Source organism: Bradyrhizobium sp. SZCCHNRI3043 (genome assembly GCF_032377735.1).
GTDB lineage: Bacteria > Pseudomonadota > Alphaproteobacteria > Rhizobiales > Xanthobacteraceae > Bradyrhizobium.
The window spans coordinates 341,641-366,855 of the sequence record NZ_JAUHID010000004.1 but is presented as its reverse complement, the minus strand read 5'-3'; the positions used below and the strand labels follow the sequence as shown (position 1 = coordinate 366,855).

At 65.3% G+C, this 25,215-nt stretch carries 21 protein-coding genes and 1 pseudogene; 10 read left to right on the top strand and 12 right to left on the bottom strand.

What is annotated here, in order from left to right:
• Window positions 1-111 precede the first annotated feature (111 nt).
• The 6 genes and pseudogenes from QX124_RS12705 to QX124_RS12680 form a co-directional block, all read left to right on the top strand.
• Window positions 112-603: pseudogene (locus tag QX124_RS12705) on the top strand (creatininase family protein); the annotation flags it as partial.
• Window positions 604-741: 138 nt separating this feature from the next.
• Window positions 742-1,026, top strand: a complete 285-nt coding sequence (locus QX124_RS12700) for a hypothetical protein (RefSeq protein ID WP_315735045.1) — start codon at window positions 742-744, stop codon at window positions 1,024-1,026.
• A 264-nt stretch (window positions 1,027-1,290) separates the two neighbouring features.
• Window positions 1,291-3,276: a carbohydrate porin gene (locus QX124_RS12695; protein WP_315797329.1), complete on the top strand. Its 1,986-nt coding sequence runs from the start codon at window positions 1,291-1,293 to the stop codon at window positions 3,274-3,276.
• Window positions 3,277-3,585: 309 nt separating this feature from the next.
• Window positions 3,586-4,896: a hemolysin family protein gene (locus QX124_RS12690; RefSeq protein ID WP_315797328.1), complete on the top strand. Its 1,311-nt coding sequence runs from the start codon at window positions 3,586-3,588 to the stop codon at window positions 4,894-4,896.
• A gap of 1,042 nt (window positions 4,897-5,938) precedes the next feature.
• On the top strand, window positions 5,939-7,672 hold the full coding sequence (locus tag QX124_RS12685; protein WP_315797327.1) for an ABC transporter permease subunit: 1,734 nt from the start codon (window positions 5,939-5,941) through the stop codon (window positions 7,670-7,672).
• A gap of 15 nt (window positions 7,673-7,687) precedes the next feature.
• Window positions 7,688-8,989 (top strand): nitrate/sulfonate/bicarbonate ABC transporter ATP-binding protein, encoded by a 1,302-nt coding sequence (locus tag QX124_RS12680; RefSeq protein ID WP_315775643.1) that lies wholly within the window; start codon window positions 7,688-7,690, stop codon window positions 8,987-8,989.
• A gap of 11 nt (window positions 8,990-9,000) precedes the next feature.
• Here the strand turns inward: QX124_RS12680 and QX124_RS12675 are convergent, their stop codons facing one another.
• From QX124_RS12675 to QX124_RS12650, 6 genes are all read right to left on the bottom strand, one after another.
• Complete coding sequence (locus QX124_RS12675) at window positions 9,001-9,318, bottom strand: cupredoxin family copper-binding protein (protein WP_315783214.1); 318 nt, start codon at window positions 9,316-9,318, stop codon at window positions 9,001-9,003.
• Window positions 9,319-9,327: 9 nt separating this feature from the next.
• Window positions 9,328-9,849 carry a DUF4142 domain-containing protein gene (locus QX124_RS12670; protein WP_315797326.1) on the bottom strand — a complete coding sequence of 174 codons (522 nt, stop codon included), beginning with the start codon at window positions 9,847-9,849 and terminating at the stop codon, window positions 9,328-9,330.
• Between the two features lie 96 nt (window positions 9,850-9,945).
• The gene (locus QX124_RS12665) at window positions 9,946-10,632 is read right to left on the bottom strand and encodes an RNA polymerase sigma factor (RefSeq protein ID WP_315735060.1); all 687 of its coding nucleotides are present in this window, start codon (window positions 10,630-10,632) and stop codon (window positions 9,946-9,948) included.
• Between the two features lie 81 nt (window positions 10,633-10,713).
• Entirely contained in the window at window positions 10,714-12,339 is a 1,626-nt protein-coding gene (locus tag QX124_RS12660) for an FMN-binding glutamate synthase family protein (RefSeq protein WP_315783220.1), read from the bottom strand.
• Between the two features lie 216 nt (window positions 12,340-12,555).
• On the bottom strand, window positions 12,556-14,121 hold the full coding sequence (locus QX124_RS12655) for an acyl-CoA synthetase (protein WP_315797325.1): 1,566 nt from the start codon (window positions 14,119-14,121) through the stop codon (window positions 12,556-12,558).
• Between the two features lie 210 nt (window positions 14,122-14,331).
• Window positions 14,332-15,105: a ferredoxin--NADP reductase gene (locus tag QX124_RS12650; RefSeq protein ID WP_315797324.1), complete on the bottom strand. Its 774-nt coding sequence runs from the start codon at window positions 15,103-15,105 to the stop codon at window positions 14,332-14,334.
• 287 nt (window positions 15,106-15,392) lie between these two features.
• Between QX124_RS12650 and QX124_RS12645 the strand changes: the two genes are divergently transcribed.
• The 3 genes from QX124_RS12645 to QX124_RS12635 all read left to right on the top strand — a co-directional run bounded on the left by QX124_RS12645 (window position 15,393) and on the right by QX124_RS12635 (window position 19,208).
• On the top strand, window positions 15,393-16,346 hold the full coding sequence (locus QX124_RS12645) for a RimK-like protein (protein ID WP_315797323.1): 954 nt from the start codon (window positions 15,393-15,395) through the stop codon (window positions 16,344-16,346).
• Window positions 16,347-16,458: 112 nt separating this feature from the next.
• Entirely contained in the window at window positions 16,459-17,598 is a 1,140-nt protein-coding gene (locus QX124_RS12640; RefSeq protein ID WP_315797322.1) for an FAD-dependent monooxygenase, read from the top strand.
• Window positions 17,595-19,208, top strand: coding sequence for a benzoate-CoA ligase family protein (locus tag QX124_RS12635; RefSeq protein ID WP_315797321.1), 1,614 nt, complete (start codon window positions 17,595-17,597; stop codon window positions 19,206-19,208). Before QX124_RS12640 ends, QX124_RS12635 begins: the two co-directional genes overlap by 4 nt.
• Window positions 19,209-19,246: 38 nt before the next feature.
• Here QX124_RS12635 and QX124_RS12630 read toward each other — a convergent pair whose 3' ends face one another.
• Window positions 19,247-19,756, bottom strand: coding sequence for a MarR family transcriptional regulator (locus QX124_RS12630; protein ID WP_315735076.1), 510 nt, complete (start codon window positions 19,754-19,756; stop codon window positions 19,247-19,249).
• Window positions 19,746-20,378, bottom strand: a complete 633-nt coding sequence (gene maiA / locus QX124_RS12625) for a maleylacetoacetate isomerase (RefSeq protein WP_315735728.1) — start codon at window positions 20,376-20,378, stop codon at window positions 19,746-19,748. The genes QX124_RS12630 and maiA overlap by 11 nt, the downstream gene beginning before the upstream one ends.
• Window positions 20,379-20,478: 100 nt before the next feature.
• Between maiA and gtdA the strand changes: the two genes are divergently transcribed.
• The gene (gene gtdA, locus QX124_RS12620; RefSeq protein ID WP_315783230.1) at window positions 20,479-21,516 is read left to right on the top strand and encodes a gentisate 1,2-dioxygenase; all 1,038 of its coding nucleotides are present in this window, start codon (window positions 20,479-20,481) and stop codon (window positions 21,514-21,516) included.
• 10 nt (window positions 21,517-21,526) lie between these two features.
• On the opposite strand, the gene QX124_RS12615 is transcribed toward gtdA, so the two are convergent.
• From QX124_RS12615 to QX124_RS12600, 4 genes are all read right to left on the bottom strand, one after another.
• Window positions 21,527-22,354, bottom strand: a complete 828-nt coding sequence (locus tag QX124_RS12615; protein WP_315783232.1) for an ABC transporter permease — start codon at window positions 22,352-22,354, stop codon at window positions 21,527-21,529.
• Window positions 22,347-23,120, bottom strand: a complete 774-nt coding sequence (locus QX124_RS12610; RefSeq protein ID WP_315797320.1) for an ABC transporter ATP-binding protein — start codon at window positions 23,118-23,120, stop codon at window positions 22,347-22,349. Before QX124_RS12610 ends, QX124_RS12615 begins: the two co-directional genes overlap by 8 nt.
• Before the next feature lie 42 nt (window positions 23,121-23,162).
• Window positions 23,163-24,164, bottom strand: coding sequence for an ABC transporter substrate-binding protein (locus QX124_RS12605; RefSeq protein WP_315797319.1), 1,002 nt, complete (start codon window positions 24,162-24,164; stop codon window positions 23,163-23,165).
• 478 nt (window positions 24,165-24,642) lie between these two features.
• Entirely contained in the window at window positions 24,643-25,125 is a 483-nt protein-coding gene (locus QX124_RS12600; protein WP_315735090.1) for a hypothetical protein, read from the bottom strand.
• Window positions 25,126-25,215 lie beyond the last annotated feature (90 nt).

Here is a 25,215-nt window from a genome sequence, read left to right as displayed (position 1 = left end):
CGGGAGCTGCGGCCCAGGCCGCGGATTTGGCGCTGAAAGCGCCGGTCGCACAGACGGAGTTCGATTGGACGGGTGTCTATGTCGGCGGCCACGCCGGCTATACGCGCGATCGGAATCACGAAGCTCGTGATTGTCACCAGCCATGGCGGCAACAGCGCCGCGATGACCCTGGTCGCGCAGGATCTGCGCGCAGATCACCGCATGCTGGTGGTGACGACGTCATGGTCGCGCTTCGGCGCGCCCGATGGCCTGTTCTCCGCCGACGAGCTGCGTCACGGCATCCATGGCGGTGCCGTCGAGACCTCGATCATGCTGGCCCGCCATCCCACGCTGGTGCGCAGCGATGCCATCGCCGCTTTCCCCTCGCGCGGCGCTGAGATGGAAACGACCTACGAGGTGCTCTCGACGCAGCGGCCGGCGCCGATGGCCTGGCAGACGCAGGACCTGAATGCGGGCGGCGCGGTCGGCGATGCCACGCAGGCCTCGGCGGAGAAGGGCGAGCGCGTGCTGGACCACGGCGCGCGGGCGTTCTGCGCGCTGCTGGAGGACGTCGATAACTTCGACGTGACCACGCTCGGCCACGGCCCGCTGCCGGGCTCCTGAGCCAAAGATAACATTCTGGATCTTCTGATGAATCTCCGGATGGCGTCGATCGCCATCAGGCGATTCGAACCGGTTTCGAAAAGGCTCCGTCCAATTTGGCAAGCGGCCGACGCCGGCCGCCGCAACATCAAACAGGAGCTGTCGATCAAAACCAAGATTGCCACCCTCGCGCTGACCGCGCTCGCCGTGACCGGCAGCATCGCCGCAACGTCGACGCCTGCGGCGGCCAACGGCTTCCATCATCATCACCATTGGGGCTGGGGCGTCGGTGCCGGCCTCGTCGGAGCCGCCGTCGTCGGCAGCGCCATCGCCGCCAGCAACGACAGCTACTCCTATGGCGGTGGCTATCGGTACTGCCGCTGGGTGCCGCAGTACAACGTCTACGGCCAGTATGTCGGCCGCGTCAGGGCCTGCGGCTATTGATGCCGGGCGTTCGTCGCGTCCCGCCCGGCCGCCCGGGCGGGCTGATTGTTGCGTGGGCGCCACACCCTCAATCGGAAACCGGATGAGACCGCCTCACGCTTGCTGTTGCGAATTAATCGCAATATAAATCATCCACAAATTACCGCGTGCCGTCCACACTTCCGATCGAACATCGACGACTCCGTAATCTTCTCGTGACTGTGCGCGGGCAATCAGTTGTGACGTTTGCCTGTGTCGTTTGCCTCGCCTTGGGAATCCGCCGCCATGATCCGTTCGAACTGCACCCGGGAGATGATCGCGGCCGGCGCCATGATCGCCGCGCTCGCTGCCCCCGCCGCTGCCGCCGACCTGCCGGTCAAGGCGCGGATGGCGCAGACGGTGTTCGACTGGACCGGCCTCTATGTCGGCGTCCATGCCGGCTATACGCGCGACCGCGCCCAGGCGACGCTGACCGACCCGAGCGGGACGGTCAGCGCCGGTAGCCCGTTCAGCGGTCTCACTGGCGGCGTGCAGGCCGGCTACAACTGGGTCACCCGCTCCGGGCTGTTGCTCGGGCTCGAGGGCGATTTCAGCTTTCCGAACTATCTCACCTCCAACCACACCGTCGCGATGCTCGGCACGCCCATCTCGAACGTCTCGGAGCTGTGGGACTATGTCGCCACCGCCCGCGGCCGCGTCGGCTACATCAAGGGCGACTGGCTGGTCTACGCCACCGGCGGCCTCGCCTGGACCGGCGGCCGCTTTATCAACACCAATGCGGCCGGCGACACCGAGAAGCTGCTGACGACGCGGCTCGGCTGGGCCGCCGGCGCCGGCATCGAGCGCAGCTTTGCGCCGCATTGGAGCTGGCGCCTCGAATATCTCTACAGCCATTTCGAGAACGGCGGCGTCCGCTTCTCCAACGGCGCCAGCTACAATTCTGCGCTCGAATTCCAGACCCTGCGCGTCGGGCTCAACCGCAAGCTCGACTTCGCCGGCGGTCCCGACCTGAAGCTCAAGAGCGATCCGTCCGATCCCGAATCCGACCGCTGGGAGATCCACGGCCAGGCGACCGTGCTCGGCCAGGGCTATCCGGCGTTCCGCGCCGCCTATACCGGCGCCAACAGCCTGACGCCGGCGCACCAGTTCCAGGAGACCTGGAGCAACAGCCTGTACATCAATGCGCGGCTATGGGACGGCGGCGAGGTCTATTACAATCCCGAGCTGCTGCAGGGCTTCGGCCTCAGCAACACCGTCGGAGCAGGCGGCTTCCCCAATGGCGAAGCGCAGAAGTCCGACTTCCCCTATCCGCACTACAACACCTCGCGGCTGTTCCTGCGCCAGACCTTCGGCTTCGGCGGCGAGCAGGAGCAGCTCGGCAGCGGCCAGCTGCAGCTGTCCGGCAAGCAGGACATCTCGCGTCTCACGCTTCAGATCGGAAAATTCCCCGTGCTCGACGTGTTCGACGGCAACGCCTACGCCAAGGACGCACGCAAGGACTTCATGAACTGGTCGGTCTGGGCGCCCGGCGCCTTCGACTATGCCGCTGACAAGCTCGGACTGACCTATGGCGCCACCGCCGAGTTGAACCAGAAGAACTGGGCGCTGCGCGCCGGCTACTTCCTGGTCGATGCCGAGTCGAACTCGAACAATTTCGACACGAAGGTTTTCAGACGCGGCAGCTACGTCGTCGAGCTGGAGACGCGCTATCAGCTGTTCTCGCAACCCGGGCATCTGCGCACCATCGGCTGGTTCAACAACACCTTCTCCGGCAGCTATCGCGAGACGCTGGACAATCCCGCGCTCAATCTCGACATCGGCCAGACCCGCCGCGGCCGCGGCAAATACGGCTACGTGATCAGCTTCGACCAGGCGCTCTCGGACGATGTCGGCCTGTTCGGCCGCTGGAGCTGGAACGATGGCAAAACCGAGATCATGGCGTTCACCGACATCGACAGCAGCCTGTCGTTGGGCACCTCGATCAAGGGCACGCGCTGGGGCCGTCCCGACGACACGATCGGCCTCGCCGGCGTGACCAACGGGCTGTCGCGCGACCACCGCGCCTTCCTCGCCGCCGGCGGCCTCGGCCCGCTGATCGGCGACGGCGCGCTGAACTACCGGCGCGAGAACATCATCGAGGCCTACTACGCCTACTCGATCAACAAATACCTGACCTTCACGGCGGACTATCAGTTCATCAGCAATCCCGCCTACAACGCCGACCGCGGTCCGGTGTCGATCTTCTCGGGGCGGCTGCACGGGGATTTCTGAGCGGCGGCTGTTTTTATTTGCGCAGGCCATAGCTCCTCACTCGGTGTCGTCCCCGCACACGCGGGGACCCATACCGCGGAAGCTATCGAGGGACGTCACTGCCGATTGCCCGCCTCACGACCGCCGGTGGCTATGGGTCCCAGCTCAAGGCCGGGACGACAGCGGAGGTCCAGGCGCGGCAAGCCCCAATCTGACCGCCCACCCGTCTCCAGCCATGCCCCCACCGCAACGCGGCATTGGGCGCTTGCCACCCCCATATGCTAGGACCTGTCCCCATCCCGCCCCCTCCGGGCGCCAGACCAGGTCGAAATGCTCTCCGTCGAACTCGCCATCATCGTCGTCCTCATCGTCGTCAACGGGCTGTTGTCGATGTCCGAACTCGCGATCGTCTCGTCGCGGCCGGCACGCCTCGCCATGCTGGCCGAAAAGGGCATCGCCGGCGCCCGTCGGGCGCTGGCGCTGGCGTCCGATCCGGGGAGGTTCCTGTCGACGGTGCAGATCGGCATCACCCTGGTCGGCGTGCTCTCTGGCGCATTCTCGGGCGCCACGCTCGGCCAGCGCCTGACGCAGTGGCTGCTGGAGCTCGGCCTGTCCGCCTCCGTTGCCGACATCATCGGCGTCGGCCTGGTCGTCACCACCATCACCTATGCGACCCTGATCGTCGGCGAGCTGGTGCCGAAGCAGCTGGCGCTGCGCGACCCCGAGGCCGTGGCGGTCCGCGTCGCGCCGGCCATGCAGGTGCTCGCCAAGGTGTCGCTGCCGCTCGTGGTGCTGCTCGATCTCTCCGGCAAGTTGATCCTGACGCTGCTCGGCCGCTCCGGCGAGGCCGAGGAGAAGGTGTCGGAGGCGGAGATCCACCATCTGGTGCGCGAGGCCGAGACCGCAGGCGTGCTCGAGCCCGGCGAGAAGGAGATGATCGCCGGCGTGATGCGGCTCGGCGACCGCCCGGTCGGCGCCATCATGACGCCGCGCCCCGAGGTCGACGTCGTCGACCTCAACGACGATCCCAAGACCATTCGCGAGCTGCTCGCCAAGAGCCCGCATTCGCGCCTGCCGGTGTCGGACGGCGAGCGCGACCGTCCGATCGGCGTGCTCCAGGCCAAGGACCTGCTGGCGGCCTATCTGCGCGACGAGACGCCGGACCTGCGCAGCCTGGTGCGCGAGGTGCCGATCATTCCCTCCACCGTCGATGCGCGCGACGTGATCGCGATTCTCAAGGTGGCGCCCGTGCATATGGGGCTCGTCCACGACGAATACGGCGCGTTCGAAGGCGTCGTGACCGCGGCGGATATTCTGGAGTCGATCGTCGGCGCGTTCTCCTCCGAGGAAGGTCCGCCGGAGCCGGCCTGCCTCCGCCGCGACGACGGATCGCTGCTCGTCTCCGGCTGGATGCAACTCGACGAGTTCGCCGACGTGCTGGCGATCGAGGTGCCGCCGCATCGCGGCTATCACACCGTCGCCGGCCTCGTGCTGCAGCACTTCGGCAGCGTGCCCGAGGTCGGCCAGAGCTTCGAGCTGCAAGGCTGGCGTTTCGAGATCATCGACCTCGACGGCCGCCGTATCGACAAGATCCTGGCGACCAGGCTCGCCCCCGAGGGCGGCGAGCCGAACGTGGGGTAGCGCTCGCTCAATTGCGCCAGGGCGTTTCATGATGCGTATCTCGGCCCGCATCATCGAGAGACCCGCGCAGGCGCGGCACCGGCGGTGCGCCCCCTCTCCCGCTTGCGGGGGAGGGCTGGGGTGGGGGTGCCACAGCGGCAGTCTTTCCGGAGCAATCCCCCACCCGCATCGCATCTGACGATGCGATGCGACCTCCCCCGCACGCGGGGGGAGGCGCTGACCGATCGCGCCGCGCCTGCGTGCCACAAACAACTTTTGCAATCCCCGATTCGCCCGTCGGGCGGAGTGCCGATCTCCAACACGCCGGCGGACGGCCGATGCGCCACGCATGTCGCCTGCGCCAAAACACTCATTTCCCCCGCGCCCTCAATATGAAGACCCACTTCAAGAGCCCTGCGAAAAATAAACAGCTTCCGAAAATCATAATTCCTGTCCTATGCTCCTCCCATTCCGGTCCTGATGAGGGGCGTACGCGCGTCGTCACGAACGTTGGACCGGCAATGCGATGGACGTGACGGCGGCGCTGGACGAGCGCTGTCGTCGCGGACGGCGAAATCGTGTGGTCCTGACCTCCCGACGCTGAGGTCCGCGGCAGCGCGCGTGATGCGCGCGTCGCCACGGTGGCCAGAAAGCCGGTGCACCGAGGAGAGCAAGTATAAGCCGTTAAAACCGATCGCGCAGGGAGGGCCGGGTCGTTCCGGCTGAACCTTGGTACCTGCCGCCTGCACTTTTTCCGCAGGCGGGCCACGGGCCTCAGTCGAGGTCCGGCCTTCCCTGCGCCCTCACGCTCAACGAGGGCCGACGGACCAGCACACCCCGGACATCCGATGTCGCGGGAACGTGAAGACGCGGCCTGCGTATCCTTTGATAGGCCGGACCACGGGGCCGGATCCCGGCAGACGCCGCTTGAAATCAAACCATCACAGAGGGCACTTAGGGTGCGGATTTGGCCGGCAGCCCCGCCGGCGCGAACCAGCCCTCAGCGCCATGACAAGGAGACGTCCGGAGCCGTCGGCTGCGGACGACGAGACGAGACACGCGGATGATGCTTCAGGACCTCCGGACAACCGTGCTCCGCGACGCCGTGCGCCCCAACGTCTGGGACGTGGTCGCACTGATCATCGTGGTCGGCGCAATGGTGCTGATCGTCTATGGCGGCGAGCAGACCACGCAGCCGCTGTCGGCGCTGGACGTGGTCCCGGTCTCGCTCGATCCGGCCAACCTGCCGCTCTACGCGCTGCGCACCACCTTGCGCATGCTGCTCGCAATCACCTGCTCGCTGGTGTTCACCTTCGTCTACGCCGCGCTGGCGGCCAAGAGCCGGCGCGCCGAGATCGTGCTGATCCCGCTGCTCGACATCCTGCAGTCGGTGCCGATCCTGGGCTTCCTGACGTTCACCGTCGTGTTCTTCATGAACCTGTTCCCCGGCAAGGTGCTCGGTGCCGAGCTCGCCTGCGTGTTCGCGATCTTCACCAGCCAGGCCTGGAACATGACCTTCAGCATGTACCAGTCGATGCGCAACGTGCCGAAGGATCTGGAGGACGCGACGCGCAGCTTCCACCTCTCCGGCTGGCAGCGCTTCTGGCGGCTCGACGTGCCCTTCGCGATGCCCGGCCTGATCTGGAATGCGATGATGTCGATGTCCGGCGGCTGGTTCTTCGTCGTGGCGTCGGAGGCGATCACCGTCGGCAACACCACGGTCACCCTGCCAGGCATCGGCTCCTACGTCGCACTCGCAATCCAGCAGAAGGATCTCACGGCAATTGCCGCCGCGCTGCTGACGATGCTGCTGGTGATCACCGCCTATGACCAGCTGCTATTCCGTCCGATCGTGGCCTGGGCCGACAAGTTCCGCTTCGAGCAGACCGCCTCCGGCAATCCGCCGACCTCCTGGATGCTCGATCTGTTCCGGCGCACCCGCGCGCTGCGCTCGCTGTCGGTCCCGTTCGCAGCGGTCAACCGCACCTTCTCGAACCTGCGCCTCAACTGGCCCCGCGCCTGGAGCGGCCCCGTCCGCCACGCGCCGCCGTCGCAGCTCGTCGACGGCCTCTGGCTCGCCGTCGTCATCCTCGGCTGCGCCTATGCCGGTTGGAAGACCTATCTCTACCTCTCGGCAACGCTGGCGCTCGGCGATATCCTCTCTGCGATCGGCTACGGCCTGATCACGCTGGTGCGGGTGGTGGTGCTGATCGCGCTGGCGTCGCTGATCTGGGTCCCCGTCGGCGTCTGGATCGGGCTGCGGCCGAAGCTCGCCGAACGCATCCAGCCGCTGGCGCAATTCCTCGCCGCATTCCCGGCCAACCTCGCCTTCCCGGTGTTCGTCGTGCTGATCGTGCGCTACGGCCTCGACGCCAATGTCTGGCTGAGCCCGCTGATGATCCTGGGCACGCAGTGGTACATCCTGTTCAACGTCATCGCCGGCGCCAGCGCCTTCCCGACCGACCTGCGCGAGGCCGCCGCGAGCCTGCAGCTGACCGGCTGGCGCTGGTGGTTCAAGGTCGTGCTGCCCGGCGTCTTCCCCTACTACATCACCGGCGCCATCACCGCCTCCGGCGGCTCGTGGAACGCGGCGATTGTCGCCGAGGTCGCGAGTTGGGGCGATACCCATCTCACCGCGAGCGGCCTCGGCGCCTACATCGCCGCGGCCACGGAGCGTGGTGACTTCCCCCGCGTCGTGCTCGGCATTGCCGTGATGTGCATTCTCGTCACTCTGTTCAACCGGCTGCTGTGGCGGCCGCTCTACGCCTTCGGCGAACGCCGGCTGCGGCTCGGCTGACCGGGAGAATTTGTCATGCGCGACCAGGTCAAAGACACATCGCTGATCGAGATCAAGAGCGTGAGCCGGCTGTTTCCGAAGGGCAGCGGCGAGGATCTCGTGGTGCTCGAGAAGGTCGACCTCACGATCCGCGCCGGCGAGATCGTCGGCCTGCTCGGACGCTCCGGCTCCGGCAAATCGACCTTGCTGCGGATCATCGCCGGCCTGGTGTCGCCCTCCTCCGGCGAAGCGCGCTGCCGCGGCGAGATCATCGCCGGCCCCCCGCGCGGCGTCGCCATGGTGTTTCAGTCGTTCGCGCTGTTTCCCTGGCTCACCGTGCTGCAGAACGTCGAGCTCGGCCTGGAGGCGCTCGGCATCGAGGCCGCTGAGCGGCGCAAGCGCGCGCTCGCGGCGATCGATCTGATCGGCCTCGACGGCTTCGAATCCGCTTTTCCCAAGGAGCTGTCGGGCGGCATGCGCCAGCGCGTCGGCTTCGCCCGCGCGCTGGTGGTGCATCCCGACCTCCTGCTGATGGACGAGCCGTTCTCGGCGCTGGACGTGCTGACCGCCGAAACACTCCGTACCGACCTCATCGATCTCTGGACCGACGGCCGGCTGCCGATCAAATCGGTGCTGATGGTGACGCACAACATCGAGGAGGCGGTGCTGATGTGCGACCGCATCCTGGTGTTCTCCTCCAATCCCGGCCGCGTCGCCGCCGAGTTCAAGGTCGACCTGCCGCATCCGCGCAACCGGCTCGATGCGGCGTTCCGCCAATTGGTCGACAGCCTCTACGCGCGCATGACGCAGCGGCCCGAGCCGAAGCTGCCGAGCACCGCGAGCGCCGGCGTCGGCATGGTGCTGAGCCACGTGTCCTCGAACTCGATCTCCGGCCTGGTCGAGACGCTTGCCGGCGAACCCTATAATGGGCATGCCGACTTGCCCGTGCTGGCGGGCCATCTGCAGCTCGAGGTCGACGAGATCTTTCCGTTGGCCGAGGCGCTGCAGCTCTTGCGCTTCGCCCAGCTCAGCGAAGGCGATCTGACCTTGACCGAGGCCGGACGGCGGTTCGCCCATCTCGATACCGACGAACGCAAGAAGCTGTTCGCGCAGCATTTGATGGAGAACGTGCCGCTGATGGGGCTGATCCGCCGCGTGCTCGACGACCGCCCCGCGCACGCAGCACCAGCGGCGCGCTTCCGCATCGAGCTCGAGGACTACATGTCCGAGCACTATGCCGACGAGACGCTGCACACCATCGTGTCATGGGGCCGCTATGCCGAGCTGTTCGCCTATGACGAGCAGTCCGAAACCTTCAGCCTGGAGAACCCGCATTGAGCCTTGCGGCGTCACGGCGCGATCGTGAGGGTCGCTTTCATGTTCGGGTGAAAGCGGCAGTAGTAGTCGAGCGTACCCGCCTTCTTGAGGACCGAGCTCACCGTCTTGCTCGGCGGCAAAGTGACATCGAAGGCGCCATCCCGCGCCGTGGCCGTATGAGCCAGCGCGTCCTTGTTGATCCATTCGACGGTGTCGCCGACCCTGGCCGAGACCACGGCCGGCGAAAACGCGAGCTTATCTATCGTAATCCGGATCGTGGCCGCGCGCGCCGGAACGCTCACCGCGGCAAGCACGACCACACTCAGGAAGGCGAGACGTCCCGACAGCATCGGCTGATCCTACTTCAGATCCGCCGCGACATGCTCGGCGTGCTGCTCGTGCCCCTGAAACAGCTTGAGGCCGGTCTGCAGCAGCTCCTTCAGCTCGGAATTGCTCGCCGACGGAATGAGCTGCGTTTCCAGCGCGCCATTCACCGTCTTGTGGTAGACAACCTCGTTGGCGATGTAGGCCTTGTCGAACGCGGCGCCCTTGAGTTTGCCGAGTTCGTCGAGCTTCTCGCTCGCCTGCTTCGACAGCGCGCGGCTGGTGTCGTTGTCCTCAGGCATGACCTTCAGCTTCTTGACGAGCGCGAGGGCCTGTTTGTTGACCGCCTCGTGGTCGCGCACCATGCCTTGGGCGAACTCCTTGACCTCCTTGCTGCTGGACTTGTCCAACGCCTGCTTCGCCGCCTTGATGTCGATTTCGCCCGCAGTGTAGGCGATATGGGCGATCTGCGGATCGTTGAGCTTGGCGCCCTGCGACAGCGCGACACTGCTCGTGAGGCAGAGCACGACGACCGTCGTGCCGATATGCTTGAACATGGCTCTCATCTCCTGTGCCGCCGGACCTCGTGGCCGGCGGATGAATGGCTGCACAGGGATTGGATGAAAAACGGGAGCCGACGTTCCCAAGAATCTTCAGCTCGGACGTGCCAGACGCTCAAGCACGGCATCCGTCAGCCGCTCGCAACGCGCGCCAGCGAAGGGAAACGCGTCCATAAGGACGGGGCCGATCTCTTTTTCGACGTTCTCGCGCAACATGCCGCGGGCGCGATGCAGGCGCGTCTTGACGGTCTCGGGCTTCAACCCCAGCAAGTCCGCGGTCTCGTCGATGCTCATCTCCTCGATCACGCGGGCGATGAACACGAGGCGAAACGGCTCGGACAGTTCATCGATGGCCCGCTCGACGACGGCCTGGATCTGGCGCTGTGCCACAGACTTCTCCGGATCGCTCGACGTGGCGGGAAATTGGATCACCTCGGCCCCAGGTTTATTCTCTCGCTCCGCATCCAGTTGCAATGCCGGTCGCTGTCCGCGCAGCCGCCCCATCGCTTCGTTCATCGCGATGCGAACCAGCCACGTCGACAGGCTGGACTGGCCGCGAAACTCGTCCAGATGGGTGAGTGCGCGGACATAGGTTTCCTGCACGACGTCCTCCGCCTCGCTGTCGTTGCGCAGGATGCCGCGGGCGATCCGGAACAGGCGGCGGTTGTTGGCCTGCAGGATGGCCCGAATGGCCGCCTCGTCGCGGGCTTTTGCCCGTCGGATCAGGTCATCCTCGGCGGTCGTCGCCGCAGAGACTGTGGTCGCTATGGTCCAAGGCATTGTCGATCATCCCAACTGAGCACGCATGGCTTAGATGGAATTCGAGCCCGAAGGTTCCCAAAAAAGATTGCGCGAGGCGCTTCACTGCACCGCCGCGAACGTATCAGGCCGCGCCAGCGCCCAGGCATCACGGAAGCGGATGTCCTGCGTACCCTCGAGCAGCTCACCCGGCCGCAGCGCCGGATAGAGTTTTGCGAAGGAGGAGACCTCGGTGGTCGACGTCCGCTGTGAGAAGTGGATGGGACGCAGGTCCTGCGGATGTTCCAGGCCGGCGGCAGCGAGCAGCTCGGCCAGCGCATGCAGGGTCGCGTGATGATAGTTGTAGACGCGATCGATCTTGTGCGGAACGACCAGCGCGCGGGCGCGCGTCGGATCCTGCGTCGCAACGCCGGTCGGGCAGCGGTCGGTGTGGCAACTCAAGGACTGGATGCAGCCGAGCGCGAACATGAACCCGCGCGCCGAGTTGCACCAGTCGGCCCCAATCGACATTGCGCGGGCCATGTCGAAGGCGGTGGCGATCTTGCCGGCGGCGCCGATCTTGATCCGGTCGCGGATGTTCATCCCAACCAGCGCGTTATGCACGAAGTTGACGCCCTCGCGCATCGGCATGCCCAGATGGTCCATGAACTCGAGCGGCGCCGCACCGGTGCCGCCTTCATTGCCGTCGACGACGATGAAGTCGGGATAGATGCCGGTCTCCTGCATCGCCTTGCAGATCGCCAGGAATTCCCAGGGATGGCCGATGCACAGCTTGAAGCCCGCGGGCTTGCCGCCCGACAGCCGGCGCATCTCGCCGATGAACTGCATCATGCCGATCGGCGTCGAGAACGCGCGGTGCGCCGCCGGCGAGATGCAGTCCTCGCCCATCGCGACGCCGCGGATCTTAGAGATCTCCTCGGACACTTTGGCAGCCGGCAGCACGCCGCCGTGGCCAGGCTTGGCGCCCTGGCTGATCTTGAGCTCGACCATCTTGATCTGCTCGGTGGCTGCGACCCGCGCGAACGCGTCGGCGTCGAACGTGCCGTCATGGCGGCGGCAGCCGAAATAGCCGGAGCCGATCTCCCAGATGATGTCGCCGCCCATCTCGGCATGGTACGGGCTGAAGCCGCCCTCGCCGGTGTCGTGCGCGAAGCCGCCGCGCTTGGCGCCACCGTTGAGCGCGCGCACCGCATTCGGGCTCAGCGCCCCGAAACTCATGGCCGAGATGTTGAACACCGAGGCCGAATAGGGCTTTGCACAATCGGGGCCGCCGATGGAGATGCGGTATTTTTCCTCCGCACGCGGCTTGGGCGACATCGAATGGTGCATCCATTCATAGCCCTCGCGGTAGACATCCTCCTGGGTGCCGAACGGGCGCTTGTCGAGCACCATCTTGGCGCGCTGATAGACCACCGCACGGGTGTCGCGCGAGAACGGCATGCCGTCCTTCTCGCTCTCGAAGAAATACTGCCGCATCTCCGGCCGCATCTCCTCGAGCAGGAAACGCAGATGCGCCGCGATCGGGTAGTTGCGCAACACCGCGTGGCTCTTCTGCATGAGATCGCGGACGCCGAGCAAGGTCAGCGCGCCGAAGATCAAGAGCGGGATGAGGACGAGATCGAAGATTTTGCGGTCGTAGATACCAAGGATCAGCAACAGGGCGGTCGCCGTGGCGCAGATCGTCAGCACGATGAAGCGCGGCGAAAACGGGAGCAGCAGCGTATCCATGGGAGGCCTCGAAGCGGCTCGTGGAAGGTCTGGTGTCACCATACTACGCGTATCGCGAAGCAATCGTTACACAAGCGCGCGCAATCGGCCATCGATGATATCACATCATCGATAGCCGCCTTCTGTCGACTGCCGCGCTGCGAGATCGAGCCGCAGCGCCGGGCGGGCCTCCGAGACTCCCGGCGCCGATATGCACTGTTCGAAGACGGCAGCCGCTTACCCCTGCGCGAACAACCCCGAATGCGCCTCGCGCAGCTGCCGCTTCAGCAGCTTGCCGCTGGGGTTCTTGGGCAGCGCATCGACGAACACGATCCGCTTCGGCGTCTTGAAGGTGGCGAGACGGCTCGAGGCCTGCTTCAGCACCGCCTCCTCGGTCAGCTCGCAGCCGGACTTGACCACGACCATCGCCACCACGGCCTCGACCCAGCGCGGATGCGGCAGGCCGACGACGGCGACCTCGGACACTTCGGGGATCAAATAGAGCGCCTCCTCGACCTCGCGGCTGGCGACGTTCTCGCCGCCAGTCTTGATCATGTCCTTCTTGCGATCGACGATGGTGATGTAGCCTTCATCGTCGATGGTCGCGAGATCGCCGGAGTGAAACCAGTCGCCCTGGAAGGCCGCGGCGGTGCGCTCGTCATCGTGGAAGTAGCCGAGCATCAGATGCGGCGAGCGGTGCACGACCTCGCCGACCTGGCCCGGCGCGACGTCGTTCATGTCGTCATCGACGACGCGGGTCTCGACATTGAGCACGGCGCGGCCGCAACTGCCCGGCTTGCGCAGCTGATCATCGGGTCCCAACATCGTCGCCAGCGGCGCAATCTCGGTCTGGCCGTAGAGATTCCACAGTCGGACCTTCGGCAGCCGCTGCGCCAGCTCGCGCAGCACCTCGACCGGCATGATCGACGCGCCGTAATAGCCTTTGCGCAGGGTCGACACATCCGTGGTCTCAAACAGCGGCGAGCGCAGGATCGAGATCCACACCGTCGGCGGTGCGAAGAACGAGGTGATGCGATATTTGGCGATCAGCGGCAGCAGATTGTCGGGCGTCGGAAATGCCGTGATGATGTTGGTGGCGCCGACATAGATCGACGGTCCGAAGAACACGTCGAGCTGGGCGCAATGATACAGCGGCAGCGCGTGCAAGGTGACGTCCTCGGCCGCGATGCCGGCGTCGACGATGCAGCTGACATACTGCCAGATCACGGCGTCATGGGTCAGCATCGCGCCCTTCGGCAGCGACTCCGTGCCCGAGGTGTAGACGATCTGCGCCACATCGCCGCCTGCAATCTCGACCGCGGGCACCTGCGCCGTCGAAGCCGCAAGCTCGGCAAAATCGATCATGTCGCCCTGCCGTTCGCTCGCGCCCTCCGACGGCAGCCAGATCAGCTGCTCGACCGCCGGCACCAGTGCCTTGGCGGCGCGCGCCACGCCGGCGAAGCCGCTGTCGGTCGCGAGCAGCCGCGCCCCGGCGTGCTTGAGGATGTAGGCGACCTCCTCCGGCTTCAGCATGAAGTTGATCGGCACCAGCACGGCGCCGAGCCGCGCCAGCGCGAAGCGCAGGGCGGCAAAGGCATGCGAGTTGCGCGCGAGGATCGCGACGCGCTCGCCCTTGGCGACCCCCTGGGCGGCGAGGCCGGCCGCGAGGCGGTCGACGATGGCGTTGAACTCGGCGTAGGTCCAGCTGATCTCGCCGCAGATCACGGCCGTCTTGGTCGGTGTCCGCGCCGCGCTCCGCCGCAGGAGATCACCGAGCGTCTGTCGCCGTACGATGGAATCCATGCTCATCCCCTCTGTCATCACGGGGATGGCCGCCACGCGGGCAATCCAAGTCCCCTCCCTGTTTCGCGCCGGACGTCTGAAGGCCCGGTCTTGGCGCCGAAAATCGCACGGCCGCTCGGACGCGCGCAAGGAGGATATTGCCAACGAAAAGAGCGCCCCGATTGCGTCGAGGCGCTCTTTCAGAAAAGTCGCAAACGAAGGGTCGGCGGCTCAGCGCTCGACGAAGGCCTTCTCGATCACGAAGTGTCCGGGCTGGTTGCCGCTGCCTTCGAGGAAGCCTCGCGACTCGAACATGGTCTTGAGCTCCTCCAGCATCGCCGGGCTGCCGCACATCATGATGCGGTCCTTGGCGATGTCGAGCTCATGCTGGCCGATGTCGTTGAACAGCTGCTGCGACGAGATCAGGTCGGTGATGCGGCCGCGGTTACGGAACGGCTCGCGGGTGACGGTCGGATAATACTGCAGCTTGCCGTCGAGCAGCTCTCCGAACAGCTCGTCCTCGCGCAGCTTCGCGACGACGCTCTCGCCATAGGCGAGCTCGGCGACCTGGCGGCAGCCATGGACCAGCACGATGCTCTCGAACCGCTCGTAGACGTCGGGGTCCTTGATCAGGCTGGCGAACGGGGCAAGGCCGGTGCCGGTCGACAGCAGCAGCAGCCGGCTGCCGGGCAGCAAATTGTCGGGGATCAGCGTGCCGGTCGCCTTGCGGCCGACCAGGATGGTGTCGCCTTCCTTGATCTGCTGCAGCCGGGAGGTCAGCGGGCCGTCCTGCACCTTGATGCTGAAGAACTCGAGTTCCTCCTCGTGATTGGCGCTGGCCATGCTGTAGGCACGCAGCAGCGGGCGGCCCTCGACCTCGAGGCCGATCATCGCGAACTGACCATTTTGGAAGCGGAAGCCCGCATCGCGGGTGGCTCGGAAGGAGAACAGGGTGTCCGTCCAGTGGTGAACGGAAAGAACTTTCTCTTTATAGAACGCGCTCATGTCGTTTGTTTTTTCACGTGGGCTGAAGTTGGAAGAAACAAGTCGTGACGGAGGCAGGACCGCAAAAACCCTATAGATCCAGCGATTTCGGCGCCTGATGTACGTGAAAACAGCGAATAATCAACCCGCATGGACGCACCATTGATCACGATCAAATGCATGCCGGCTGATGCCCAGATTCGCCTCGATCGGCCGTTCGTTCGTACACAAACGATAAGGGTAATTTACTTGCCGAGATTCCAATTTTCCAGCACTTTAATTCCGCATCCTGGCCCAATCCTTGAGCAATGATTAACCATCCGCAGACCCAGCTCGCCGCCATCACCCGCTACTGCGTCGAACGAGGCATCGCGCTCGACGTGCGGGAGGACGGCTGGCTGCTGGTGCTCGAGGATGCCAACCGGCGTCACCTGATCTTCGGCTATGATCTCGGCCTGAACAGTGCGGTGGCGCACAGACTGGCCTGTGACAAAGCGGCGACCTCGGCGCTGCTGAGAGCCGACGGGATTGCCGCGGTTCCACACGCGTTCTTTCTTGCTCCTGCCCTTAGCGGCCAGCCCGGGCAGACGGCCGAGGCCGCGCTGGCGCTGCTGGAAACGTATCCGCGCGGGCTGGTGGTCAAGCCCAACGAGGGTACCTCTGGACGGATGGTGGTCCGCGTCACGGGAAAGGATGAACTGCTGCGCGCAGCGAACCGCATCTTCGGGACCGGCGCGAACGTTGCGATCGCACCGCTCATGGACATCGTCGACGAAGTCCGTGTCGTGCAGCTCGATGACGCGTCCATGATCGTCTACCGCAAGCAGCGCCCCACCGTGACCGGCGACGGCGTGCAGCCGCTGCTCGATCTCGCGCTGGCGGCGACTCCGGCCACGGGGCACGCACAGCTCCTGCGGCGCCTCGATGGGGAATTCGACGCGTCGGCCTTGCGCGCGATCGTGCCGCGCGGCGAGCAGCGCCCGCTGAGCTGGCGGCACAATCTCGAGTTCGGAGCTCACCCCGAGCTGCTCGAACCAGGCGCGCAGCGGGACCTCTGTGCCGCGCTCGCGACCGCGGCGGCACGCGTCATCGGCATCCGCTACGCATCGGTCGACCTCGTGCTGGCCGATGGGCGCTGGCAGGTGCTCGAAATCAATTCGGGCGTGAAGATGGAGGCGCTCGGCCGGCACGTGCCGGAGCTGGTCGAAAGCACCTATATCGCCGCACTCGACGCGATCTTTGGCAGAAGCCCGTCGGGGTGACCTGCGGCCGCCGGCTCGATCTTCAGCAATAAGATTTCCCTGGCCTCGATCGAAATGAGGGATTAGTCTCCGATCCAAACTAAACAGTATACTGTCAATGTGGAGGACGCCCTTGCGCATCGCCGTGCTCGGCGGCGGCCCTGGCGGGCTGTATTTCGCCTATCTCTGGAAGAAGCGGCACCCCGCCGCCGTGGTCGATCTGTTCGAGCAGAACCCGGCCGGGGCGACCTGGGGCTTTGGCGTCGTGTTCTCCGACCAGGCGCTCGAATTCCTGCGTGCCGACGATCCCGACACCGTGGATGCGATCGCGCCGTGCATGGAGAGCTGGCGCAACATCACGCTCAATCTGCGTGGCGAGAACGTCGAGATCGACGGCGTCGGCTTCTCTGCGATCGGCCGGCTCGAACTCTTGAAGCTGCTGCAGGCGCGCACCGAAAGCGTCGGCGTCGTGGCCCGTTACGGCACGATCATCCAGTCGCTGGATCAGCTCGCAGGCTACGACCTCATCGTCGCTGCCGACGGACTGAACTCGCTGGTTCGCCGCAGCTTCGAAGGCGATTTCGGCTTCTCCGTCTCCTACTCCAGCAACAAGTTCGCCTGGTACGGCACGTCGAAGACCTTTGCCACGCTGTCGCAGACCTTCGTCGCGACCGACCGCGGCAGCTTCAACGCGCACCATTATCGCTATGCGCCGGACATGAGCACGTTCCTTGTGGAATGCGATCGCGCCACGTGGCACGCCTATGGCTTCGCCGAGATGTCGGTCGATGAATCCCGGCGCGTCTGCGAGCAGGTGTTCGCCGCCACGCTCGATGGCCACGCGCTGGTCTCCAACCGATCGGTATGGCGCAATTTTCCCTGGGTCTGGAATGAGCACTGGTGGCACCGGAACATGGTGTTGATCGGCGACGCGCTGCATACCGCCCACTTCTCGATCGGCTCCGGGACGCGGCTGGCGATCGAGGATGCGATCGCGCTCGCCAAGGCGCTCGATGCGGAGACCAGCCTCTCGGACGGCCTCGCCCGCTATCAGGCCGAGCGGCAGCCGATCGTGAAGAAGCTGGTGGCGGCGGCCCGGACCAGCGCCGAGTGGTACGAGTCCTTCTCGGCGCACATGACGCTCGGCCTGATGGAATTTGCCTACAGCTATATCACCCGGTCCGGCCGCATCGACGACACGCGGCTGCGAGCCATGGCCCCGCAGTTCATGGCCCGCTACGAGGCATCTCGGAACACGGGAGCACGCGTATGACGCGAGAGATCGCCGACCACGTTCCGCGCGACAGCGCCGGCGCGCGTGAGATCGGCTTCGCGATTCCCGCCCGCTACAATGCCGGCCGCGTGCTGTTCGACAATCTAGCAAAGGGCAACGCGGACAAGCCCGCGCTGATCGGCCCGGCCGGTCAGCGCAGCTATGCCGAGCTGTGTGCCGAGGCCTGCCGCTGGGGTAACGGTTTCACCTCGCTCGGGCTCAGCCGCGGCGACCGTGTCCTGCTGTTCCTCGACGACACGCCGGCCTATCCGGCTGCGTTCTTCGGCGCGGTACGCGCCGGCTTCGTGCCGCTGCTGATCAACACATTGACGCCGCCGGATTTGCTGCAATTCTATCTCGCTGATTCCGGCGCCAAGGTCGCGGTCGCCGATGCTGAGTTTGCGGCACGATTCGACGCGCAGGCTTGTGCCGATACCGCACTGCAGACGCTGGTTGTCGTCAATGGCGCGGTGCCGGCCACCGCCGTCGCAGCGACGGTCGCGGTCGATGCGTGGCTGCCAGGCTTCACCGATCAGCTGCCAGAGGCCGACACGCACCGCGATGAGATGGCGTTCTGGATGTATTCGTCCGGCTCGACCGGACGTCCCAAGGGCATCGTCCATCTGCAGCACGACATGGCCTATAGCGAGCAGGCGTTCGCCCGCAACGTGCTGCGGCTGAAGCCGGACGACGTCTGCTTCTCGGTGCCCAAGATCTTCTTCGCCTACGGCTTCGGAAATGCGATCACCTTTCCATTCTCGGCCGGAGCGACGACGCTGCTGCTGCCGGGCCAGCCGAAGCCCGCCGCCATCTTCGATGCGATCGGCCGCTTCCGTCCGACCGTGTTCTTCGGCCTGCCGACGCTCTACACCGCGCTCACCAAGGCTGAGGGTGCGAAGGAGGCGGACTTCTCGTCATTGCGGCTCGCGGTCTCCGCGGCCGAGGTGCTCTCGGCCGAGGTCTTCAACGGCTGGAAGAGCCTGACCGGCCTGGAGATCGTCGAAGGTCTCGGCTCGACCGAGGTTCTTCACGTCTATCTCTCGAACCGCGAGGACCGCAAGAAGCTCGGCGCCGCCGGACTGCGCGTTCCCGGCTACGAGATCGCGCTGCGCGACGGCGAAGGACGCGAGGTCGCCACCGGCGAAGAGGGCATTCTCTGGGTGCGCGGCGACTCCAACACGCCGCTCTACTGGAACCGTCCGGACAAGACCGCGGAGACGATCCGCGACGACGGCTGGATCTACACCGGCGACCGTTTCGTGCGCGATGCCGACGACTTCCATTTCTTCCGCGGCCGCGCCGACGACCTGGTCAAGATCTCGGGCCAATGGGTCTATCCGCTCGAGGTCGAGCTCTGCCTCGCCGAGCATCCCGATATCAGGGAATGCGCCGTGTTCGCGCATGAGCTATCGGATCGGCGGATGAGCCTGAAGGCCGTGGTGGTGACCAATGGCCGATCGCACGACGCGTCGGCAATGACGAAGGCGCTGCAGGACTACGTAAAGGCGAAGCTGCTGCCTTACAAATATCCGCGTGAGATCGTCTTCATCGACGAATTACCGAAAACGGGCACCGGCAAGATCGACCGTCAGGCGGTGATGCGGCTGTGAGCCTATGCCTTCCGCCCGACAACCGCGGACTTCCGCGATCAGCCGGTCTTGCCGAGATGCTCAAGCGCATCCTCGGCACGCAGCGGCACCCGCGAGACCTCGTTGTTGAGATCGACGAGCTGCGCCAGCAACGCCATCAGCATCTTGCGATCCGCGGCCTTCAGCGGCGCCAGCATGCGGGCCTGGGCGCGATCGACCGCAGGCATGATTGCTCGGAGCAGCGCGCCACCTGTCCTGGTCAGATAAAGCAGCTTGACGCGCTTATCCTCGGCCGACGGCCTGCGCTCGATATGACCCTTGCTCTCCAGCCGCTCGATCACGCTGCCGAGCGTCGAACGGTCGAAGGCGATCACCGCCGACAACCTGGTGGCATCGATGCCCGGGTGCGTCTGGATCGCGACCAGCGCTGCATATTGCACCGGCGTCAGGTCGAACTCCCGGCACTCCTCGACGAAGATCGACACCGCAATCTGCTGCATCCGCCGGAACAGATAGCCCGGCTTGGTGTAGACTGCGTCCATCGTGATGTCGGGCGGCCTACTCGGCATCGGGCTGACGCTCCGGAGCAGCATCGGCGAAAGCCGGCAACGCCTTCGCCGCGGCTTCGGCCTGCAGCAGGCGCGGGAACGCTGCGACATCGACGCCGAAGCGGCGTGCATTGCCAAGCTGCGGCACCAGGCAGAGATCGGCCAAGGTTGGCGTCGCGCCGAAGCAGAATGGGCCAGGCTCATGCCTGATCAGCGCTTCGCACGCAGCGAGCCCCTCGCGGTTGGCCCAGCCGGCCCAAGCCGTGACCTTGTCCTCGGGCAGGCCGAGCTCACGCAGCCGCGCCAGCACCTTCAGGTTCTGCACCGGATGGGTGTCGCAGGCGAGCACCTGCGCGAAGGCACGGACCTGGGCGCGGCGCAACGGATCCTTCGGCAGCAGCGGCGGCTCGGGATGGGTCTCATCGAGCCATTCGATGATCGCAAGCGACTGGATCAACGCGGCGCCGCTGTCGTCCTCGAGGGTCGGGACGAAGCCCTGCGGGTTGAGCGCGAGATAGTCGGGCGCGCGCTGCTCGCCCTTGCGGAGATGATGCGGCAGATGCTCGGCCGTGAGACCCTTGAGATTGAGCGCGATCCTCACGCGATAGGATGCGCTGCTGCGGAAATAGCCGTGCAGCTTCATCATGGCAGTCCTCCCGAATTGATAGCTCTGGTCGCAATTGACGGTAGCGGGATTGACAGTATACTGTCAATCAATAACGACATCTGATCGGGAGGCGCGCATGGCCGCAGTTTCGACCCCGGAACGCGAGGCGTTCTACAAGAAGATCGACGGCGAAAACATGACGGCGCTGTGGACCGTGATGAGCGATCTCATCACGCCCGAGCCGAAGAGCGCCTGCCGTCCGCATCTTTGGCAGTTCGCGGCGATACGCGACTACATGGTCGAGGCCGGGCGTCTGATCACGGCGAAGGAGGCCGAGCGGCGCGTGCTGATCCTGGAGAATCCGGGCCTGCGTGGGCAGTCCAAGATCACCACCTCGCTCTATGCCGGCATTCAGATGGTGATCCCCGGCGACGTCGCACCCGCCCATCGGCACAGCCAGTCCGCATTGCGCTTCGTGCTGGAAGGCAAGGGAGCCTTCACGACCGTCGAGGGCGAGCGCACCCTGATGAAGCCGGGCGACTTCATCATCACGCCGTCGATGACCTGGCACGATCACGGCAACGAGACCTCCGAGCCGATGTTCTGGCTCGATGGCCTCGACATTCCCCTGGTGCAGTTCCTCGACGCCTCCTTCGCGCAAGGCGCGCAGGAGGATCAGCAGAAGGTCGCACGCCCCTCAGGCGACAGCTTCGCCCGCTATGGCCACAACCTGCTGCCGGTCGACGCCAAGCGCAGATCGCGGACGTCGCCGATCTTCAACTATCCCTATTCCTACACGCGGGAGGCGCTGGAGAGCGCCAAGCGAAGCGAGGAATGGGATGCGTGCCACGGGCTGAAGCTGAAGTTCTCCAATCCGGAGACCGGCGACTTCGCCATGCCGACGATCGGCACCTTCATCCAGCTGCTGCCGAAGGGCTTCAAGACTGCGCGCTATCGCTCGACCGACGCGACCGTGTTCACCGCGATCGAAGGCAAGGGCCGCAGCCGCATCGGCGACCAGACCTTCGAATGGGGACCGCGCGATCTGTTCGTCGTTCCGAGCTGGCAATGGGTCAGCCATGAGCCGGACGAGGATGCCGTGCTGTTCTCGTTCTCGGATCGCCCGGTGCAGGAGAAGCTCGACCTGTTCCGGGAGGATCGCGGCAACGCCTGACACCGCCGGATCAGCGCCAGCGCAGGAGCCGCGCTTCCAGCATGCTGATCAGCCGGCCGACGGCGAGACCGAACAGCGACAGGATCAGGATCCCCGCCATCAGCTGATCGGTCTGCATCAGATTGCCGGCCTGCAGCACGAAGGTGCCGATGCCGGTCTCGGCGCCGATCATCTCCGCCGAGACCACCAGCATCAGCGCCACCGACGCGGTGATGCGGAAACCGGCGAGGATCGAGGGCAGCGCCCCGGGCCAGATCACGCGGCGGACGATGGTCGGGAACGGCACGTCGAAGCTCTGCGCCATGCGGATCAGGTTGCGCGGCACCGCATCGACGCCGCTATAGACCGAGATCGTGGTCGAGAAGAACACGCCTAGCGCGATCGTCGCGATCTTCGGTTGCTCGCCGATGCCGAGCCAAAGAATCAGCAGCGGCAGCACGGCGATCTTCGGAATCGGAAACAGCGCCGAGACGAAAGTGATGCCGATGCTGCGCGCAATGCGCCACAGCCCGATCGAGAAGCCGACGACGATGCCGGTGGCGGTGCCGAGCGCCCAGCCGGATACGATGCGCACGAACGATGCCGAGACATGCTGCCAGAGCGCGCCGCTTTCGGCCAATCGATACAGGGCACGCAGGATCATCAGCGGCGTCGGCAGGAACAAGGGATTGACCAGGGCGACGCTGCCGATCAGTTGCCACAGACCGAGAGCCGCCGCGAGCGCGAGCCAGCCGGCCCAGCGGCTTGCGGCCGGCGTGAAGCCGCCGCCCCGGAACGGCACCTTCCGGGCCTGCGTGCCGACGACCTCAGGCGATTCGGCCGGGGAGCGTTCAAGCATTCTGAACCTCGCGCTCGGCATCGATTGCCTCGGTCCGGATCAGCCCCCAGAGCTCGTTCTGCAGGTCCAGCAGTTGCGCGCGTACTCCGGCATTGCCGCGGCTGCGCCGCGTCGCCGGGACGCTGACGACCTTCCGGATGCGGCCAGGACGACGCGACAGCACGACGATGCGGTCGGCGAGCCGCACTGCCTCCTCGAGATTATGCGTGACATAGACCGCGCCCATGGTGCCGTCGGCGAGCAGATCGACGAAGTCCTCCATCAGCAGCTCGCGGGTCTGCGAGTCCAGCGCCGACAACGGCTCATCCATCAGCAGGATCGCCGGGCGGACCGCCAGCGCCCGGGCAATGCCGACCCGCTGGCGCATGCCGCCCGACAACTGCTTGGGATAGACGGTCCGGAAGTCTGCCAGCCCGGTCCGCTGCAACGCATCGTCGACGGCGACGGCGCGCTGCTGCGCCGACAGGGACGTATGGAGGAGCGGAAAGGCAACATTGTCGGCGACGCTTGCCCACGGCAGCAGCGCGAAGTCCTGGAACACGAACGTCAGGGGATTGAGGCTGCCGGGCGGCGGGGCTCCGCGCAGCAGCGCCTGACCTTTGCTCGGCTGCAACAACCCTCCGAGGATCGCCAGCAGCGTGCTCTTGCCGCAGCCGGACGGCCCAACGACGGCGACCACCTCGCCGGCTCCGACCGTGAATGATACGCCATCGAGCACTTCGAGCGCGTCGAAACGATGGCTGATGGTCTCGGCGATCAGGTCCATGTCAGGCGATCCCGCTGCAGTTCCGCGCTGCGCCCGCCTTCATCAATCCGGCTTCACAAGGTCTTTGGCGATGATCGCGGCCGCATCATAGCCCTGGTCCGCGAACCCCTGCGCCTGCAGCCATTTGATCTGGCTGTCGATGTTCTTCACATCGAGCTTGCCGTCAGGATCGATATAGGCGCAATTGCCGACCACCTGCTCGACCGGCAGGTTGGTGTACTTGCCGATGATTTCCAGCAATGGCCTGGTCTTGACGTCGATCGCGGCAGTGCCGTCCTTGACCGAGGCGAGCACGACATCATGATACTCGCGCTCGGCGCGCTGAAGCGACGCCAGCAGCTTGCCGACCAGCGCCGTGTTGGCCAAGATTTTCGGCCCCGCGAACACGCCGCTGACCTGCCACGGCGTCTCGTCGCCAACCCAGCCAAGATGCTTGACGGCGCCCTCCTCCATCAGCTTGCGTGCGACGGAAACCGGCATCAGCGCTGCGTCGACGGTCTCACCCTTGATTGCCGCCGACATGTTGGACATCGATTGCAGCGGCACGATCTTCACGTCGGCGAGCTTGAAGCCGTATTTGTCGGCCAGCAGCCCCACCGAATAGTGAAAGCTCGACCCGACCTGGGTCATCGCCACGCGCTTGCCGGCAATATCCTTCGGCGCCTTGAGACCTGCCTCGTAAGCCTTGTTGCTGGCGAAGTAGCCGATCAGCGGAAACCCGGGGCGGTCACGGCTCATGCCGGCGATGATCTTCAACGCGCCCTTGCCTGCGAGGTTATACAGTCCTGCGGTGAAGGCGGTCACCCCGACATCGACGTCGCCGGTGGCCGTCGCCACGGCGATCGGTTGCGCTGCATCGAAAAACTTCAGCTCGACGTCCAGGCCAGCTTCGCGGAAGTAGCCCTTGTCCAACGCGATGAACACCGGCGCGGACGAGGACAGCCGGAGAACGCCGATCCGGAGCTTGGCGTCGTCGGCCAGCGCGGTGCTGATCGATACGAGGCTCCAGAGCAGCCCCAGGACGACGCCAACGCATCGGAACATCACACTCTCCAAGATCTGGCGACCTGCACACCCGGCCCAACGACGACGCCGACTTGTTGCAATATTTCGAGCCTGATGTCGCGCCAAATTTTCGGGAGTCGGGAGATCGCAGCCTCAGAGGACGGGCGTCTTGCTCCAAGCCGGCTCGTCCATCACGGTAACGCGTGTTGAGCTAAACGCCCTTGCAGTCGGCGGTCCGGTCCTTCCGCGACCGTGAGCTTCTTGCAGGCGCCGTGAAACGTCTCGATCCCCTTCAATCCATCCTCTGCACGGACCGACTTGGCCGGCAGGCTCGCCACGCCGAGGGCCAGCGGCCAAACGGATGAAGCTGTCTTTCTCATCGCGATCCTCTGACAAAGTGGATATTGCCGAGCAGGCCGGATTTGCCGCGTGGACCGTACGGTGGCGAGTGACGACCGGCGACGCAGCGACGAGCTCTCCTGCTGGCTCATCCTGCTTGCGCACAGGGGTGACGGCCTCAGAAAGTCTGCATCACTGGCTTCTCGCCATTGGACAGAAATAGCCCTTCAAAGCGGCCGATCTCGCTGTCGGCCGTGCATTCGATCAGGTCGGGTCCCTTGAAGGGATTGCCGTGACGGCATTGCCCCTTCGCCGTCACCTTGTTGATCGTCTTCCGACTTTGGCCAATGATCATCATATCGACCGGCGTGACGAACTTGTCCGGTCCGGGTTGCTCCTGCAGATCGCCGCGGTTCGAGAACGTGACCACGCTGCCGTCGAGCAAGGTGAAGTAGAAGCCGGTGCGCTGATCGTCATAGTCGGTATTGAGCAGCGCGCCCTTGCATTCGGAGCTGCGATCCTCTCCCGCGACGATGAGCTTCTGGCAAGTCCCCTTCACGACCACCATGCCGGTGAGCCTGGCATCGGCGCGCGACGGAGCTGCAGAGAGCATCAGCACGCCGAGCGCGCACACCGACACCGCCAACACTGCCGACCTCATCGAACTCCCCTCCCTTTTATTATAACTATGCCTCAACCTCTGGTGACGGAGAAGTTCTATCTTTGTTCTCATGCCATTTTTCTCCGAAAG

Coding starts and splice junctions, on each gene's coding strand:
- QX124_RS12635 (WP_315797321.1), top strand. CDS start 17,595: ATGACGCGAGAGATCGCCGACCACGTTCCGCGCGACAGCGCCGGCGCG.
- QX124_RS12630 (WP_315735076.1), bottom strand. CDS start 19,756: ATGCCGAGTAGGCCGCCCGACATCACGATGGACGCAGTCTACACCAAG.
- QX124_RS12675 (WP_315783214.1), bottom strand. CDS start 9,318: ATGCTGTCGGGACGTCTCGCCTTCCTGAGTGTGGTCGTGCTTGCCGCG.
- QX124_RS12695 (WP_315797329.1), top strand. CDS start 1,291: ATGATCCGTTCGAACTGCACCCGGGAGATGATCGCGGCCGGCGCCATG.
- maiA (WP_315735728.1), bottom strand. CDS start 20,378: ATGAAGCTGCACGGCTATTTCCGCAGCAGCGCATCCTATCGCGTGAGG.
- QX124_RS12660 (WP_315783220.1), bottom strand. CDS start 12,339: ATGGATACGCTGCTGCTCCCGTTTTCGCCGCGCTTCATCGTGCTGACG.
- QX124_RS12685 (WP_315797327.1), top strand. CDS start 5,939: ATGATGCTTCAGGACCTCCGGACAACCGTGCTCCGCGACGCCGTGCGC.
- QX124_RS12605 (WP_315797319.1), bottom strand. CDS start 24,164: ATGTTCCGATGCGTTGGCGTCGTCCTGGGGCTGCTCTGGAGCCTCGTA.
- QX124_RS12665 (WP_315735060.1), bottom strand. CDS start 10,632: ATGCCTTGGACCATAGCGACCACAGTCTCTGCGGCGACGACCGCCGAG.
- gtdA (WP_315783230.1), top strand. CDS start 20,479: ATGGCCGCAGTTTCGACCCCGGAACGCGAGGCGTTCTACAAGAAGATC.
- QX124_RS12615 (WP_315783232.1), bottom strand. CDS start 22,354: ATGCTTGAACGCTCCCCGGCCGAATCGCCTGAGGTCGTCGGCACGCAG.
- QX124_RS12690 (WP_315797328.1), top strand. CDS start 3,586: ATGCTCTCCGTCGAACTCGCCATCATCGTCGTCCTCATCGTCGTCAAC.
- QX124_RS12610 (WP_315797320.1), bottom strand. CDS start 23,120: ATGGACCTGATCGCCGAGACCATCAGCCATCGTTTCGACGCGCTCGAA.
- QX124_RS12655 (WP_315797325.1), bottom strand. CDS start 14,121: ATGGATTCCATCGTACGGCGACAGACGCTCGGTGATCTCCTGCGGCGG.
- QX124_RS12600 (WP_315735090.1), bottom strand. CDS start 25,125: ATGAGGTCGGCAGTGTTGGCGGTGTCGGTGTGCGCGCTCGGCGTGCTG.
- QX124_RS12650 (WP_315797324.1), bottom strand. CDS start 15,105: ATGAGCGCGTTCTATAAAGAGAAAGTTCTTTCCGTTCACCACTGGACG.
- QX124_RS12645 (WP_315797323.1), top strand. CDS start 15,393: ATGATTAACCATCCGCAGACCCAGCTCGCCGCCATCACCCGCTACTGC.
- QX124_RS12670 (WP_315797326.1), bottom strand. CDS start 9,849: ATGTTCAAGCATATCGGCACGACGGTCGTCGTGCTCTGCCTCACGAGC.
- QX124_RS12680 (WP_315775643.1), top strand. CDS start 7,688: ATGCGCGACCAGGTCAAAGACACATCGCTGATCGAGATCAAGAGCGTG.